Origin of the sequence: Hymenobacter sp. 5317J-9 (assembly GCF_022921075.1) — a bacterium.
GTDB lineage: Bacteria > Bacteroidota > Bacteroidia > Cytophagales > Hymenobacteraceae > Hymenobacter.
In genome coordinates this window covers 3,788,536-3,804,588 of sequence record NZ_CP095050.1, presented here as the reverse complement: position 1 = coordinate 3,804,588, position 16,053 = coordinate 3,788,536, and the positions used below count along the sequence as shown (strand labels likewise).

General features: G+C 59.6%; 12 protein-coding genes. 11 read left to right on the top strand and 1 reads right to left on the bottom strand.

The window, feature by feature from the left end; all coding sequences use genetic code 11:
• Positions 1-163 precede the first annotated feature (163 nt).
• A complete protein-coding gene (locus tag MUN81_RS16085) occupies positions 164-1,060 on the bottom strand; it encodes an AraC family transcriptional regulator (RefSeq protein WP_245112134.1) in 897 nt (298 codons plus the stop codon).
• Between the two features lie 495 nt (positions 1,061-1,555).
• Here MUN81_RS16085 and MUN81_RS16080 point away from each other — a divergent pair, with 495 nt between their 5' ends.
• From MUN81_RS16080 to MUN81_RS16025, 11 genes are all read left to right on the top strand, one after another.
• On the top strand, positions 1,556-3,232 hold the full coding sequence (locus MUN81_RS16080) for a fucose isomerase (RefSeq protein WP_245112131.1): 1,677 nt from the start codon (positions 1,556-1,558) through the stop codon (positions 3,230-3,232).
• Positions 3,233-3,325: 93 nt separating this feature from the next.
• Complete coding sequence (locus tag MUN81_RS16075) at positions 3,326-4,987, top strand: polysaccharide lyase (RefSeq protein WP_245112129.1); 1,662 nt, start codon at positions 3,326-3,328, stop codon at positions 4,985-4,987.
• Between the two features lie 135 nt (positions 4,988-5,122).
• Complete coding sequence (locus MUN81_RS16070; protein WP_245112128.1) at positions 5,123-6,520, top strand: glycoside hydrolase family 140 protein; 1,398 nt, start codon at positions 5,123-5,125, stop codon at positions 6,518-6,520.
• A 6-nt stretch (positions 6,521-6,526) separates the two neighbouring features.
• Entirely contained in the window at positions 6,527-7,492 is a 966-nt protein-coding gene (locus tag MUN81_RS16065; RefSeq protein WP_245112117.1) for a glycoside hydrolase family 43 protein, read from the top strand.
• 148 nt (positions 7,493-7,640) lie between these two features.
• The gene (locus tag MUN81_RS16060) at positions 7,641-9,494 is read left to right on the top strand and encodes a six-hairpin glycosidase (protein WP_245112115.1); all 1,854 of its coding nucleotides are present in this window, start codon (positions 7,641-7,643) and stop codon (positions 9,492-9,494) included.
• A gap of 93 nt (positions 9,495-9,587) precedes the next feature.
• Complete coding sequence (locus tag MUN81_RS16055) at positions 9,588-9,986, top strand: DUF559 domain-containing protein (RefSeq protein ID WP_245112108.1); 399 nt, start codon at positions 9,588-9,590, stop codon at positions 9,984-9,986.
• Between the two features lie 116 nt (positions 9,987-10,102).
• Positions 10,103-12,892: a glycoside hydrolase family 2 TIM barrel-domain containing protein gene (locus MUN81_RS22740; RefSeq protein ID WP_280638204.1), complete on the top strand. Its 2,790-nt coding sequence runs from the start codon at positions 10,103-10,105 to the stop codon at positions 12,890-12,892.
• Between the two features lie 130 nt (positions 12,893-13,022).
• The gene (locus MUN81_RS16040) at positions 13,023-13,196 is read left to right on the top strand and encodes a hypothetical protein (protein WP_245112106.1); all 174 of its coding nucleotides are present in this window, start codon (positions 13,023-13,025) and stop codon (positions 13,194-13,196) included.
• Positions 13,186-13,692 (top strand): hypothetical protein, encoded by a 507-nt coding sequence (locus tag MUN81_RS16035; RefSeq protein ID WP_245112103.1) that lies wholly within the window; start codon positions 13,186-13,188, stop codon positions 13,690-13,692. Before MUN81_RS16040 ends, MUN81_RS16035 begins: the two co-directional genes overlap by 11 nt.
• Before the next feature lie 62 nt (positions 13,693-13,754).
• A complete protein-coding gene (locus MUN81_RS16030; RefSeq protein WP_245112101.1) occupies positions 13,755-14,912 on the top strand; it encodes an acyltransferase in 1,158 nt (385 codons plus the stop codon).
• 128 nt (positions 14,913-15,040) lie between these two features.
• Positions 15,041-16,021, top strand: a complete 981-nt coding sequence (locus tag MUN81_RS16025; RefSeq protein ID WP_245112099.1) for a WG repeat-containing protein — start codon at positions 15,041-15,043, stop codon at positions 16,019-16,021.
• The last annotated feature ends 32 nt before the right edge of the window (positions 16,022-16,053 follow it).

Below are 16,053 nucleotides of genomic sequence, written 5' to 3'. Positions count from 1 at the left end.
CGCTACAGGGGCTAAAACCAGCCCGTCATGCAGAGCGCCAGCGAAGCATCTCGCGTGCAGTAGTAAGTTACTATCACAGGCGAGATGCTTCGCTGGCGCTCTGCATGACGTCCTTTTCGTCTCGTTCTAGCTTGCGCGAACTCGCAGAGTCCACGCTACAGCCCTACGCCGCCATGGCCAGCTCCTTGTGGCTGTGCAGGTACTTTTTCTTGTACTCCAGCGGCGTCATCTTCGTGATTTTCTTGAAGTGACGGTAGAAATTCGACACGTTGTTGAAGCCGCATTCGAAGCAGATGACCTCCGTCGGCAACTTGTCCTCAATAAGCTGGCGGCAGGCCTGGCTGATGCGGATTTCGATGAGGAAGTCGTAGTACGTCTTTTTGGTAATCAGCTTAAAGTAGCGGCAGAACGAGGTGACGCTGAGGTTGCTGATGGAAGCAATTTCGTCGAGCGTGATTTCCTTTTTGTAGTTCGACAGCGTGTAGTTGCACACCTTGTTGATGCGCTGCACGTCCGACTCGTTGCTCTGCTTGAAGGCGTGGTGCTCCGAGGCAATGGTCTTCACCTCCGCGGTTTCGGAGAGGATTTTCAGGATGGAGAGGAAGATGATGATGCGGTCGAGGTCGGTGGCGTGCACGGCCTGGCGCATGAGCGGGGCCAGCTTGGCCTTGGCCTTGCCGGTGATGAGCAGGCCGCTCTTGGCTTTCTCAAACAGCTTGGGAATGAGGTAGGCCTCGGGCAGGCCGAAGAGGTAGCGGCCCAGGCACTCGGGCAAAAACTGGATGACGATGGCCTCTACTTCCTTCTCCGGGTTGCCCTGGAAGTACTCTTCGTTGCAGCGCCAAGTGTGGGGCAGGTTGGCGCCCAGCAGCACGATTTCGCCCGACGAGAAATTACTGATGTTGTCGCCCATCAGGCGCACGCCCTCGCCCTTAATAACATAGTGCAGCTCCAGCTCCGGATGATAGTGCCACACGGTGCCGAAGTTCGGCTTCTGGTCGTGGCGGACGCTGAACGAGCTCTGGGGAGCAACCGGGACTTTGTGAAAATGGGCTTTCATAAGGAGCAGGAAAATGGTGGGAATTGACGGGGAAACGAATGGCTGGTCGAATCCGAAGTGAAGCCGCCGGATACGCTTGCAGAGGTGGTAAGAAGATGCCAGACGGGCGGACTTCTCTAGGATATTATCCTGCCGATTGCAGAAGATAAAACGGCATAATCCGAAGCCGCTGCGGTTGGTAAGTAGTCACTAATTTATCCGCTCTAAAAAGGCCAACTCTCCTGTACCTGCCTGCTCCGGCATTCCTGGGCACAAAGCGACGCAGGCACCACCGCTGCCCGAGACTGCCGCAGAAAAACGCGGCAAACGGCCCGCCCGTGGCCCCGATGCTAACATCCTACACTAAGTAGGCAAGAAGCGGTAGGGGCCCGCGCCGATATGCTAGCAAATTTGTCTAGCCCGCATTTTCTACTTTTTCAAGCCAATTCCTGCCCGACTGGTCCGCTTCCGGGCTGCCCGGCAGGAGGCGATTCACTCAGCAAGCCTCCGCACGCCGTGGCCACTTTTCCCACCAAAGAAGTACTCTTACTCGCCAGCGGCGACCTGCGCCTCGCCGCCAACCAAAACTGCTGGGCCGCCCAGCTGGCCATGGAAAAAAGCCTTGCCGCCGCCCTGGCCCGCCAGGGCTGGACGGTGAAGCGCGCCCACGCCTACGACCCCGTGAAGCAGCACGGCTTCATCGACTCGCAGCGCATGGGCATGGACGTGTTTCGCCACCTCGACCCCCGGCAGCCGCTCATCGTGGCCGAGAGCGTGTGGCAGTACTCGCACCACGTGCTGGCGGGCCTCACCACCCACCAGGGGCCCATTCTCACGGTGGCCAACTGGAGCGGCACCTGGCCCGGCCTGGTGGGCATGCTGAATTTGAACGGCTGCCTCACCAAAGCCGGCGTACCGTACAGCTCGCTGTGGAGCGAGGATTTTACCGACGAGTTTTTTGAAAACAGCCTGCAGCATTGGCTGTCTTACGGCACCATCGTGCAGGACGAGCGCCACGTTCTAAGCTTCGACAACGCCACGGTGCCGGACGCCGAGGAGGAAACCGGCCGCGCGTTTGGCCAGCGCTTCCGGCAGCACAAGGCCATCATGGGCGTGTTCGACGAGGGCTGCATGGGCATGTACAACGCCATTGTGCCCGATGAGCTGCTGCACGCCACCGGCGTGTTCAAAGAGCGCCTGAGCCAGGCTTCGCTGTATGCGGCCATGCGCACCGTGAGCGCTGCCGACGCCCAGGGCGTGCTCGACTGGCTGCTGGCCCGCGGCATGAAGTTCAGCTGGGGCAGCAACGAGGCCACCCAGCTCACCCAGGCCCAGACGCTGGAGCAGTGCAAAATGTACATTGCGGCCGTGCGCATTGCGGCCGAGTTCGGCTGCGACACCATCGGCATTCAGTACCAGCAGGGCCTGAAGGACCTGACCGTGGCCAGCGACCTGGCCGAAGGGCTCTTGAATAACACCGACCGGCCGCCCGTTTTCTCCGCCGAAACCGGCGAGGAGTTGTACGCCGGCCAGGCCCTGCCGCACTTCAACGAAGTAGACGAATGCGCCGGCCTCGACGCCCTGCTCACCTACCGCCTCTGGAACGAGCTGGGACTGCCCGGCGAAACCACGCTGCACGACCTGCGCTGGGGTCAGGCCTTCGACACCGGCGACGGCGAAGAGTTTGTGTGGGTGTTTCTGATTTCGGGCGCCGCGCCGCCCGCACACTTCGTGGACGGCTACAAGGGCACCACGAGTGAGCGGCAGCCGCCCATGTACTTCCGCCTGGGCGGGGGCAGCGTGAAAGGCGTGAGCCGGCCCGGCTCGCTGGTGTGGAGCCGCGTGTACGTAATGGACGGCAAGCTGCACTGCGACCTGGGCGTGGGCGAAGCCGTGGCCCTGCCCGCCGCCGAAACGCAGCGCCGCTGGAAGCTCACCACCCCCGAGTGGCCCATCATGCACGCCGTGCTGCGCGGCGTGAGCCGCAACCAGATGATGGCCCGCCATAAAGCCAACCACATTCAGGTGGTGTATGCGCCTTATGAGGCCAAAGCTCACCAGCTCTGCCGCATCAAGGCCGCGGCCCTGGCCGAGCTGGGCGTGGAAGTGCATTTCTGCGGCGACGTGCAAGGCGTGACCAAGCTGGCCGAAGCCAGGGTATTGTCCGCCGACTGGGTAGCTGCCTCCAACTAAGCGCTGTCCGCATCGGGCGTGGGCTGGCTCGATGGGCCATGTACCCAGCTGCTACGTGCAGCGCCCTGAAAACAACTCTCCGAAAACAAACTCATGAACCACCGCCGCGCCTTACTCGCCGTCCTTTTCGCTTCTGCCTGCGCCGCGCCCGCTGCCCGCGCCCAGTACCCCACCATTCCGCCGGAGGTGCAGGCCAAAGCTGATGCCGCGCTAGCTGAAGAAGAAAAACGCTCGGAAGAAGCCTGGCAGAAGGCCCAGCCCATCATTCAGGCCGAAGCCAAGGCCGGCAAGCCCTACGTCCCTTGGGCAGCCAAGCCGTCGGACTTGCCGCAGTCGAAACGGCTGGCGTTTCCCGGCGCGGAGGGTGGAGGCGCCTACGTATTCGGCGGGCAGGGCGGCAAGGTGTACGTAGTGAAGAGCCTGGCTGACCGCGGCCCCGGCACCCTGCGCGAAGCCCTGGAGCAGGGCGGCGCGCGCATCATCGTGTTCAACGTGGCCGGCATCATCCGCCTGCAAAGCCCCATTATTATCCGGGCGCCCTACGTCACCATTGCGGGGCAAACCGCTCCCGGTGATGGTATTTGCGTGGCCGGCGAGTCAATCTGGATTAACACCCACGACGTGGTGGTGCGCTACCTGCGCTTCCGCCGCGGCGCCACGGAGGTGGCCCGGCGCGACGACGGCTTGGGCGGCAACCCGGTGGGCAACATCATCATCGACCACGTGTCGGCTTCCTGGGGCCTGGATGAGAACATGTCCATCTACCGCCACGTGTACCACAACCCCGAAACCGGCAAGGCTGATAAACTGCCTACCGTGAACGTGACCATTCAGAACTCCATCTTCTCGGAGGGTTTGGATACTTACAACCACGCCTTCGGCAGTACCATCGGGGGACTGAATAGCCTGTTTACCCGCAACCTGTGGGCCAACAACATTGCCCGCAACCCCTCGGTGGGCATGTACGGCGACTTCAACTTCGCCAACAACGTGGTGTTCAACTGGTGGAACCGCTCGGCCGACGGCGGCGACAACCACTCGGAGTACAACTTCGTGAACAACTACTACAAGCCCGGCCCCGTCACGCCCGCCGACAAGCCTATTGCTTACCGCATTCTCAAGCCCGAATCGGGCCGCGACAAGGATGCCAAGAACCTCTTCGGTAAAGCCTACGTGGCCGGCAACGTGGTGGCTGGCAACGACAAAGTGACCCAGGACAACTGGGCTGGTGGCGTGCAGGTGGAGGACCAACCCGACGCGGCGAAAACCGTGGCCGAAATCCGGACCGACAAGCCGTTCACGCTGCCCAACATGAACACGGTGCTGCCCGCCCAGGAGGCCTACCAGTACGTGCTGGCCAACGTGGGCTGCACCCTGCCCCGGCGCGACGCCGTGGATGCGCGCATTGTGGAGGACGTACGCACCGGCAAAATCACATACGCCAAAAACGCCCAGCCCACGCCCAAAAGCCCTTACATCAAGCGCCGCCTGCCGGAGGATTCATATAAAAATGGCATCATCACCGACCCCGCGCAGGTAGGCGGTTACCCCGACTACAAAGGCACGCCCTACGCCGACGCCGACAACGACGGCCTGCCCGACAAGTGGGAAACCGCCCACGGCCTCAACCCCAAAAATGCCGCCGACGCCACCCAGGACCGCGACAAAGACGGCTACGCCAACATTGAGGAATACCTGAACAGCGTGGTGCCGCTGCAAAACGTGCGCCCCAATGCCGGCAAAGTGAAGTCTTAAACTGAACGTCATGCAGAGCGCAGCGAAGCATCTCGCGTGTGCCACTAATCAGATTGTTTACCATTGCACGCGAGATGCTTCGCTGCGCTCTGCATGACGTTCTTCTGCTTAGGCCGGGAGCTTACTGGAAACCGAATGACCATAAAAACACGCTTCTCTGCGCTGCTTTTGCTGCTACTAGTATCCTTTGCACCAGTTGCCAATACCACCGGCCCGCTCAAAGTATCGCCCAATGGCCGCTACCTGATGACGGGCAGCGGCAAACCGTTTTTCTGGCTGGGCGATACCGGCTGGCTACTCTTCAGCAAGCTCAAGCGCGAGGAAGCCGAAACCTACCTCGAAGACCGCCGCAAAAAAGGCTTCAACGTCATCCAGGTAATGGTGCTGCACCAGGTACCCATCGCCAACGTCTACGGCGACTCGGCCATGGTACACGCCAACGTGGCCCGGCCGCTCACCACGCCCGGCAACTCGCCCACCGACGCCGCCCAGTACGACTACTGGGACCATGTCGACTACATCGTGGACCTGGCCGCCAAAAAGGGCCTATACATGGGCATGGTGCCCGTGTGGGGGACCAACGTGAAGAACGGCAAGGTGAACCAGTCGCAAGCCAAAACATACGCCACTTTCCTGGCCGAGCGGTATAAAAACCGCCCCAACATCATCTGGCTCAATGGTGGCGACATTGCCGGCTCCGATTCGCTTAAGGTCTGGAACACCATCGGCGCCACGCTCAAAACGGTGGACCCGAACCATTTGGAAACTTACCATCCGCGGGGCCGCACGCAGTCGTCGGACTGGTTTCATAATGCGAGCTGGCTGGATTTCAACATGTACCAGTCGGGCCACCGCCGCTACGAACAGGACACGTCGAAAAATGAAACCAACCACTACGGCCAGGACAACTGGCGCTACCAGCAGGCAGACTACGCCCTGAAACCCACCAAGCCCTCCCTCGACGGCGAGCCCTCCTACGAAGGCATTCCGCACGGCCTGCACGACATTACCCAGCCCCGCTGGACCGATGCCGACGTGCGCCGCTACGGCTACTGGTCGGTGTTTGCGGGCGCGTTCGGCTACACCTATGGGCAGAACTCGGTGATGCAGATGCACAGCAGCTTCGACAAGGGCAGCGCTTATGGTTCGAAGGAACTGTGGTCGTCGGCCATCCACGCGCCCGGCTCGGGGCAGATGCAGTATTTGAAGCAACTGATGCTCTCGCGGCCCGACTACTTTGCGCGAGTGCCGGACCAGTCGCTGATTGCGGGCGAAACAGGGGAGAAGTACAACCGCCTGATGGCTACGCGAGGCAAGAATTACGCCTTCGTTTACACCTACAACGGACGAAATATGAAGGTGAACATGGGCAAGATTTCCGGCGCCAAAGTGAAAGCTTCGTGGTACAGTCCGCGCGATGGCAAAACCACGGCCATTGGTACCTTTCCGAATAAAGGCACCCAGGAATTCAACCCGCCCGGCGAGCAGAAGGACGGCAACGACTGGGTGCTGATTCTGGACTCCATCAGCTAAAGCGCCGTGTTCAACCCCCTTCTTAAGTCCTGCTTCATCCTCGGCAGCGCCACGCTGCTGAGTTCTTGCGCCAAAGAGGCGTACATGTTCACCTCCTTCCGCGAGCCGGCTACCGACGGGCTCCACTACCTCTACAGCTACGATGGCTACAAATGGCAGGACGCGGGCAAGTCGTTCCTGACGCCGCAGGTGGGCCCCAGCAAGCTGATGCGCGACCCTAGCATCGCGCAAGGGCCAGATGGCACCTACCATTTGGTGTGGACCTGCGGCTGGAAGGGTGATAAGGGCTTCGGCTACGCCAGCTCCAAGGATTTGGTGCATTGGAGCGAGCAGCGCTTCATCGATGTGATGAGCCACGAACCCGGCACCGTGAACGTGTGGGCGCCCGAAATCTTCTTCGACCCGCCCACGCAGCAGTTCCTCATCGTGTGGGCCAGCACCATCCCGCTGCGCTTCCCGAAGGGGCAAGAAGAAGAGGACAACAACCACCGCCTCTACTACACCACGACCAAGGATTTCAAGACCTTCTCGGCTACCAAGCTCTACCTCGACCCCGGTTTCAGCGCTATCGATTCGGAAGTGCTGCGGCGCGGCGTCGACGACTACGTGCTGGTGGTGAAGGACAACACCCGGCCCGAGCGCGACATCAAAGTGGCCTTCGGGCCCACGGCTACCGGCCCGTTCCCGAAGGTTTCGGCGCCCTTCACGGCCAACTTCACCGAAGGCCCCAGCGTGGCCAAGCTGCCGCATAATCAGTGGCTGATTTACTACGACGCCTACCGGGAGAAGAAGTACGGCGCGGCCAAAACCAGCGACTTCCTCACCTTCACGGACGTCTCGGCCCAGGTCAGTATACCAACGGGCCACAAGCACGGCACCATCTTCATGGTGCCCCGCAAAACGCTCAAGAATCTGTTGCAGACCGCGCCGGTGGGAGGGGCGGCTGCCACTTCAGCTACTGGAAAACAATGAGAAAATTCTCTGCATTTCGGCGCGGCCGTCAACCTCACCCCCCCGGCCCCCCTCTCCAAAAAAGAGGGGGAGTCTGACGCAGGTAGACATCTGTTGTCGTCTGGCTCCCCCTCTTTTTCGGAGAGGGGGCCGGCCCCGGAGGGGTCTCGTGAGGTTGACGGCCACGCTGACGCTGGCAACCCTCGCTGCACACGCCCAAACCGCGCCCGAAACCATCCGCTACACCGGCACCACGCTCAGCAACGTGGACTACCACCACGGCCAGCTGCGGCCGGCCATCGGCACGCACTGCCGGCAGGTGCTGCGCGCCAACCGCGAGCACCCCGACGCCGCCAACGGCGAGGGCTGGACCTACAACCACGCGCCCATGCTGGCCTACTGGCAGGGGCAGTTCTACTACCAATACCTCAGCAACCCCGTGGGCGAGCACGTGCCGCCCGGCCGCACCCTGCTGCTGACCAGCCGCGACGGCTATACCTGGACCAACCCCACCGTCATTTTCCCGCCCTACCAGGTGCCCGACGGCTTCACCAAGCCCGACCAGCCCGGCAAGGTGGCCAAAAACCTGGTGGCCGTGATGCACCAGCGCATAGGCTTCTATACCTCGAAGAAAAACCGCCTGCTAACGCTGGGCTACTACGGCGTGACCCTCGATGCCAAGGATGACCCCAACGACGGGCAAGGCATCGGCCGGGTAGTGCGCGAAGTGCTGCCGGGGGGCAAGTTTGGCCCGATTTATTTCCTGCGGAACAACAAGACCTGGGATAAGTCGAAATCCACCTACCCCTTCTACACCACCAGCAAGGACAAGGGCTTCGTGGCCGCCTGCGAGGAAATCCTGGCCAACCCGCTGATGATGCAGCAGATGGTGGAGGAGCAGGACCGCAACGACCCGTTGATTCCCATCAAGAAGGACTACAAAGCCTTCAGCTACTATCACTTGCCCGATGGGCAGCGCGTGGTGGGCCTCTGGAAGCACGCCCTCACCACCATCAGTCCCAATGGCGGTAAAACCTGGCCCAACCCGGTTATCCGGGCGCCGCACTTCGTGAACAGCAACGCCAAAATATGGGGCCAGCGCACCTCCGATGGCCGCTATGCCACGGTGTACAACCCATCGGAATTCCGCTGGCCGCTGGCTATTTCGACCAGCGAAAACGGCCTCGACTACACCGACCTCTGGCTGGTACACGGCGAAATCACGCCCATGCGCTACGGCGGCAACTACAAGAGCTACGGCCCGCAGTACGTGCGCGGCATCCAGGAAGGCGACGGCGTGCCGCCCGATAAAAAGCTGTGGGTGAGCTACAGCGTGAACAAAGAGGACCTGTGGGTGGCCTCGGTGCCGGTGCCCGTGCGCGCCACCGCCAGCAGCCACGCCAATGAGATTTTTGCCCAGCTGCCCGCCGGGCAGGAGCTGGACCAATGGAACACCTACAGCCTGGTGCAGGCTCCCGTCGAAATCGGCAAGCTGCCGGATGGCAGCAAGGCGTTGGTGTTGAAGGATGCCGATAAGTTCGATTACGCCAAGGCCGAGCGCATCATCCCCGAAAGCAAGCAACTGGTGGCCGAGTTGTCAGTGGTGCCCGGCCAAAACGACCACGGCCTGCTGCAAATCGAGTTTCAGGATGCCAAGGGTCAGCCCGCCGTGCAGCTTTCTTTCGACTCTACCGGCACGCTGAGCTACAAAGCCGGCGCCCGCTTCAAGGGCGTGACTAAGTACCAGGCCGGCCAGCCACTGGACCTGCGCGTGACCCTCGACGCCCCCAACCGTACCTGCACTATCACGGCCAACGGCAAAACCAGCACCTTCATCTTCTTCGCCCCGGTTGCATCCTTCGAGCGGGTGATGTTCCGCACCGGCCCCGCCCGCCGCTTCCCCACACCCGACACGCCCGCCGACCAAGCCTACGACCTGCCCAAAGCCGGCGAGTCGGAGCCGCTGGCGGTGTTTTACCTGAAGTCGCTAAAGACGTCGGCGGGGGAGGTGAAGACGCCCTGACGTGGCGCCTCACCCCCCGGCCCCCTCTCCGAAAAGGAGAGGGGGAGCCACGGCGACTTGGGTTGTTGCTCGCTTTATTACTTGATTGTCCGGATGGAACCGACCGAGCTGTATTTGCCGCAGGATAAAATCTTTACTGCTGATAAGAAGCAGTATGGTAAGCTTGAGCTAAAAGCACGAGCCCGAGGCATGCGCCACGAAGCAACGCCTGCCGAGGAAAAGCTGTGGCAACAACTGCGCGGTGGCCAGCTAGGGGTAAAATTCCGTCGGCAGCACAACATCGACCGCTATATCGCGGACTTCGTGTGCCTCTCGCATAAGCTCATTGTGGAGTTGGACGGTGCCGGCCACCTGGAACCCAACCAAGCCGACTACGACAGTGGCCGCTCTGCCTTATTAGCCGAATTAGGCTACCGCGTGCTCCGCTTCTCTAACGAGCAAGCCCTCAACCAAACCGAAACAACCTTAGCTGCCATCAAAGCCAGCCTATAACAGTCCCTCGCGCTCATCTCTAAAGTCGTCAGGCTCCCCCTCTCCTTTTCGGAGAGGGGGCCGGGGGGGGGGAGGCGCCATGCCCGCACAACATGCTCAAATACCTACTAGCCCTCTTGCTTCTCCCGCTGAGCCAGCTCCACGCCCAGCGTACCGAAACCCAGCTGCTCTCCGGCCCCGACAAAGACCACACCGTGAAGTGGCAGTTCTACTGCACGGCGGGGCGCAATTCGGGCAAGTGGACCACCATCCCGGTGCCGTCCAACTGGGAGTTGCAAGGCTTCGGCAAGTACAACTACGGGCACGCCAAGGACACCGCGCGCGGCAAGGAAAAGGGGCTTTACAAGTACCAATTCAAGGTGCCGGCCAGCTGGCAGGGCAAGGTGGTGAACATAGTATTCGACGGCGCCATGACCGATACAGAGGTTAAAATCAATGGTCAATCGGCTGGCCCCATCCATCAGGGCTCGTACTACCGCTTCCGGTACGACATTTCGAAACTGCTGAAATACGGCAAAACCAACCTGCTCGAAGCCACCGTGGCCAAGCACTCGGCCAACGAATCGGTGAATGACGCCGAGCGGCGCGGCGACTTCTGGCTGTTTGGCGGCATATTCCGGCCGGTGTTCCTGGAGGCGCTGCCGGTAGCGCACATCAGCCGGGCGGCCGTGGATGCGCGTGCCGACGGCACCTTTAAAGCCAGCGTGACTACCAGCGGCGCGGCCGATGAAGTGGTGGGCCAACTCTACACCCTAGGGGGGCAAAAAGTAGGCAGCGAGTTCCGGGCGGCCGTGGCGGCGGGCAGCCCCGCGCAGCTCCAAACCACCGTGCCCAACCCCCAGCTCTGGACGCCCGAAACGCCCACCCGCTACCGTGTCACGTTCACGCTGCGGCGGGGCGGGCAGGCGGTGCACACTATCAGCAAAACCATCGGCTTCCGCACCGTGGAGCTGCGCGAGCGCGAAGGCTACTACGTAAATGGCGTCAAAATCAAGTTCAAGGGCGTGAACCGGCACTCATTCTGGCCCTCGTCGGGGCGCGCCACCAGCAAGGCGCTCAGCATCATCGACGTGAACCTGATGAAGGACATGAACATGAACGCCGTGCGCATGTCGCACTACCCGCCCGACGACCATTTTCTGGCTGCCTGCGATTCGCTCGGCCTCTTCGTGTTCGATGAAGTGGCCGGCTGGCACGCCGCCTACAACACGCCCACCGGTACCACCCTCACCGAGGCCATGGTGGCCAAAGACGAAACCCACCCCAGCATCATCGGCTGGATAAACGGCAACGAGGGCGGCCACAACTTCGACCTCGACCCCGTGCTCGACCGCATGGACCTGCAAAAGCGGCCTGTAGTGCACGCCTGGCAGGTGTTCCGCGGCACCGATACCCAGCACTACATCAACTACGACTACGGCAACGGCACCCACCTGCACGGCCACAACGTGGTGTTTCCCACCGAATTCCTGCACGGCCTCTACGACGGCGGCCACGGCGCGGGCCTCGAAGACTACTGGGAGCAAATGTGGCGCGAGCCGCTCTCGGCCGGCGGCTTCCTCTGGGACTTCTCCGACGCTGCCGTGGTGCGCACCGACAAGGGCGGCATCCTCGATACCGACGGCGACCACGGCCCCGACGGCATCCTGGGGCCCTACCGCGAGAAGGAGGGCAGCTACTTCACCATCAAGGAAGTATGGAGCCCCGTCTTCTTCGAGCGCCGCGAAATCACGCCTGCCTTCGACGGCACCTTCCGCATCCAAAACCGCTTCACCTACACCAACCTCAGCGCCTGCCGCTTCACCTGGAAACTCGCTCAGCTGCCCGCGCCCGGCGGCCCCGCCGCGCCCGCCGCCCGCACCGGCCCCATCGCCGCGCCCAGCATCGCGCCCACCGAGTACGGCCCGCTCCGGCTAAGCCTGCCCGCCGACTGGGCGCAGGCCGACGTGCTCTACATCACGGCCACCGACCCCGCCGGGCGCGAAATCTACACCTGGAGCTGGCCCATTGCCCACCCCGCGCAGGTGGCCCAGCGGCTGGTGCCCACCACCGGCTCCGGCGCGGCCACCATTACCGAAACCGACTCGCTCTACACCGCTACCGCCCACGGCGTCACGCTCACCTTCAGCCGCAAAACCGGCCTGCTACGCCAAGTACGCAACGCCAAGGGCCTCATCCCGCTCACCAACGGCCCCGTGCTGGCCGAGGGCGAAACCGCCTTCGAAGGCCTCAAACAGCACCAGGATGGCGCCAACGTGGTCATCGACGCCACTTTCGGCAAGGCCAGCCGCTACCAGTCGCTGCAATGGACGGTGTACCCCTCGGGCTGGGTGCGCATGACGGCCAAGTACTTCCCCAAAGACTACGATTTTGCCCTGGCCGGCCTCAGTTTTAACTACCCCGAAAAGGAGGTGCGCGGTATCCAGTGGCGCGGCGACGGCCCCTACCGCGTCTGGAAAGACCGCCTGAAAGGCACCAACCTAGGCGTGTGGACCAAGGCCTACAACAACACCAGCACCGGTGAGCCCGACGGCACCAAGAGCCCGCTCTATCCCGAGTTCAAGGGCTACTACTCCAACTTCTACTGGCTCACGCTCCAAACCACCGGCCAGCCCTTCACGATAGTATGCGACCAGGAAGACGTGTACCTGCGCCTCTTCACGCCCCGCTTCGCCGCCAAGCCCTACAACACGGCCCCGGCATTCCCCAGTGGCAACCTCTCGTTCATGCACGGCATCACGCCCATCGGCACCAAGTCGCAAAAAGCCGAAAACATGGGCCCCATGGGCAAAACCAACATGTACTATGACTACAGCAAAGACCCGTCCTACGCCAAGGAAATCACGCTGTACTTCGATTTCTCGGGGGATGGCGCGCCCGCGCCAAAGGCAGTGGGTAAGAAGTAGGAGGGAAGCAGCTTCTGAAGCTTGAGTGTCACAAGTGGCGGGCAGCGAACCAATTTGGTTTGTTGTCCGCTATTATCTTTATCAGGGTTCACCATTTCAGTCGCAAGGGCTGAGCGCTACTATTACAGTCATGGCAAAGCTGACGAAATACACAAGCTTCGAAGAGCTGAAATCAGATGTTCAGCCCAATGCACTGACCGAAGCCGAGCGGGATAAAGCGTATGCAGAGCTTGAAGAATTTATAAAGCTTCTACAGCAGGATTTAGCTGCCAAGAAAAAAGTGAAGCTTTCTAATGGACAATAAATTAATCAGCGCCCTGCTAACGGTTTGTAGCGTCCTTAACAAACATGATGTTGATTACATCGTCGTTGGCGGAATTGCGGTTGCTTTACATGGCTACTTTCGGCGGTCAATTGCTTCGAATGGCGTAGTTGCGGATAAAGTCGATTTAGATATCTGGTACAGTCCGACGTACGGCAATTACTTCAAGGTGCTGAAGGCATTGGAAGAACTTGGACAAGATGTCACGAAATACAAACAAGAGCAGACAACAAATCCTAAAAAGTCCTTTTTTAGGTACGTTTTCGAAGACTTTACACTTGACCTGCTACCAGAACTCAAAGCGCCGCTAAGATTCGGTGCAGCTTTCGCAAACCGAGAAAATGCTGCTTTGGGCGAAGTCAGTATTCCATTCATCGGCTTTGATGACCTGTTGCTTGATAAAGCAGCCAACGCGCGGCCAAAGGACTTGGCAGATATTGAGCAGCTGAAAGCCAGACGAGCTTCGGAAGAGGGGTAACGAAGCGGTAGAGATGCTTCGGCTGCGCTCAGCATGACCGGGCTCCTTATCTTGCCACCCCCATGCAGCCCACCCCGCTACCTACCAAACCCCATTACCCCATCCTCGACGGCCTGCGGGGCGTGGCGGCGCTCATGGTGGTGGCCTTTCACTTGTGCGAGGCCCACGCCACCAGCCACCTCGACCAGGTGATAAACCACGGCTACCTGGCGGTGGATTTCTTCTTTCTGCTGTCGGGCTTCGTGATTGGCTACGCCTACGACGACCGGTGGGGCCGCCTCACGGTGGGCGGTTTCTTCAAGCGGCGGCTGGTGCGGCTGCAACCCCTGGTGGTGCTGGGTATGCTGATAGGGGCGGCGATGTACTACTTCCAGGCGTCGGCGCTGTTCCCCATCATCGGCCAGACGCCGGTGTGGAAGCTGCTGCTGGTCATGCTCCTCGGCTGCTTGATGATGCCGGTGCCGGTGTCGCTCGACGTGCGGGGCTGGCACGAAACCTTTCCGCTCAACGGGCCGGGCTGGTCGCTGTTTTTCGAGTACGTGGCCAACGTACTGTATGCGACGGTGGTGCGCCGCTTCTCCAACGTGGCGCTGGGCATCTTGGTGGTGCTGGCGGCGGGGGCGCTGCTGCACCTGGGCCTCACCAGTCCGCAGGGCGATGTCATTGGGGGCTGGTCGCTGGAGCCTGCGCAGCTGCACATCGGCTTCGCCCGCATGGCTTACCCGTTTTTTGCGGGGCTGCTGCTGTTTCGGCTGGCGCGGCTGCGGCCGGTGCCGCATGCCTTTGGGTGGTGCAGCCTGGCGGTGGTGGCGGTGCTGGCCATGCCCCGCATCGGCCGCCCCGCGCAGCTGTGGCAAAATGGGCTCTACGATGCGCTCTGCATCATTTTCGTCTTCCCCGCTATCATCTTCTTCGGGGCCAGCGGGGCGGTGCGCTCGGGCGCGGCCCAGCGGCTATGCCGCTTCCTAGGCGATATTTCGTATCCGATTTACATCACGCACTACCCGCTCATCTACACCTACACGGCCTGGGTGGCGACTCATAAAGTGTCTTTGCGCGAGGGCTTGCCCGTGGCGGCGCTGGTCTATCTGGCGGCGGTGGCGCTGGCGTATGTGTGCTTGAAGCTGTACGATGAGCCGGTGCGGGAGTGGTTGAGGAAGAAGGTGTTGGAGAATAGGGGTAATGTCCAAGCTGCGGAAATTTCTGCGGTAACGAAATGAAAATAAGCAAGTAAGATTTGCTGCTTGCAATTTCTGTTAGAACGAATGTGGAGGTTTATAGGTGCTTGCATCTTATATGACAACCACCTGATTCCTTTGGTAATATGCGTTCTATTCTGCTTCTAGTCTTGGCTCTGCTTTCGGCCTGTGCAACAGAGAAGCTCTCAGTTATCAAACAGGGAGATAAGTTCGGGGTAATCAATAAGAAAGGGAGCTTTGTAATAATGCCGAAGTGGGATTGGCTCATGTATAGCTGTGAAAATAAGCAATTGCTTGTTTGTCAAGACAGTATGTATGGATTTGTAGATAGAAAGGGAAGTAATTTAATTAAGCCTAAATACAAAGATGCACATATGTTTTCGGAGGGATTAGCAGCGGTTAGTAATGGCCAAAAATTCGGCTTTATTAATGCGAAAGGCGATACTATTATACCGTTTGAATACGATGATGTATTTCTGGGGTTCTCGAATGGATTGTCGGATGTAACTATTAATGACAAGTGCGGTTATATAGATAAAAAAGGGCGTATCAAGATACCGTTGATTTATGATACTTGCTATCCATTCTTGTCGAAATACGCGAATGTACTGACCTTAAGTCTGGATTCTAAGGTGATTGATAAGCGAGGAGAAATAGTTGAGAAATCTGATAATTTAAAAGGCAAACGACTTTGGTTAAAAAGCTTCCCTGATAATTATTCTATAATCAGAGGCTCTAAAGGAACAGGATGGTTAAATAGTAAGATGGATACAATTGTCCCACCTATTTATAAGTCAGTCGGTATCTTTCGCCAAAAACGCTCTATCGTAAACTATGAGGGACGCTGGGGATTGGTTGATAATAAAGGCAATATTATTGCAAAGCCTCAATTTGAGGATTTGTGGCATTTTAGCGAAGGCTTAGCTAATTTTAAATTGAATGGGAAATGGGGTTATATAAACCGCAGAGGTCAAGTTATCATTGAGCCTAGATACGACTATGCCCGTGAGTTTTCATCTGGATTAGCCTATGTAGAGGTAGACAATAAAGTTGGCTTTATAGACAAAACTGGGAGAATGGTAATCAAGCCTACATTTGATGTGTATAGGATTGCTGGAAAATTTGAGTAATAGCAATTGTTGAATAGCTATCTGGTAGCTTT

Excerpts from the sequence above, each read along its gene's own strand:
- MUN81_RS16055 (WP_245112108.1), top strand. The coding sequence starts at position 9,588 with ATGGAACCGACCGAGCTGTATTTGCCGCAGGATAAAATCTTTACTGCT.
- MUN81_RS16085 (WP_245112134.1), bottom strand. The coding sequence starts at position 1,060 with ATGAAAGCCCATTTTCACAAAGTCCCGGTTGCTCCCCAGAGCTCGTTC.
- MUN81_RS16040 (WP_245112106.1), top strand. The coding sequence starts at position 13,023 with ATGGCAAAGCTGACGAAATACACAAGCTTCGAAGAGCTGAAATCAGAT.
- MUN81_RS16030 (WP_245112101.1), top strand. The coding sequence starts at position 13,755 with ATGCAGCCCACCCCGCTACCTACCAAACCCCATTACCCCATCCTCGAC.
- MUN81_RS16075 (WP_245112129.1), top strand. The coding sequence starts at position 3,326 with ATGAACCACCGCCGCGCCTTACTCGCCGTCCTTTTCGCTTCTGCCTGC.
- MUN81_RS16035 (WP_245112103.1), top strand. The coding sequence starts at position 13,186 with ATGGACAATAAATTAATCAGCGCCCTGCTAACGGTTTGTAGCGTCCTT.
- MUN81_RS16070 (WP_245112128.1), top strand. The coding sequence starts at position 5,123 with ATGACCATAAAAACACGCTTCTCTGCGCTGCTTTTGCTGCTACTAGTA.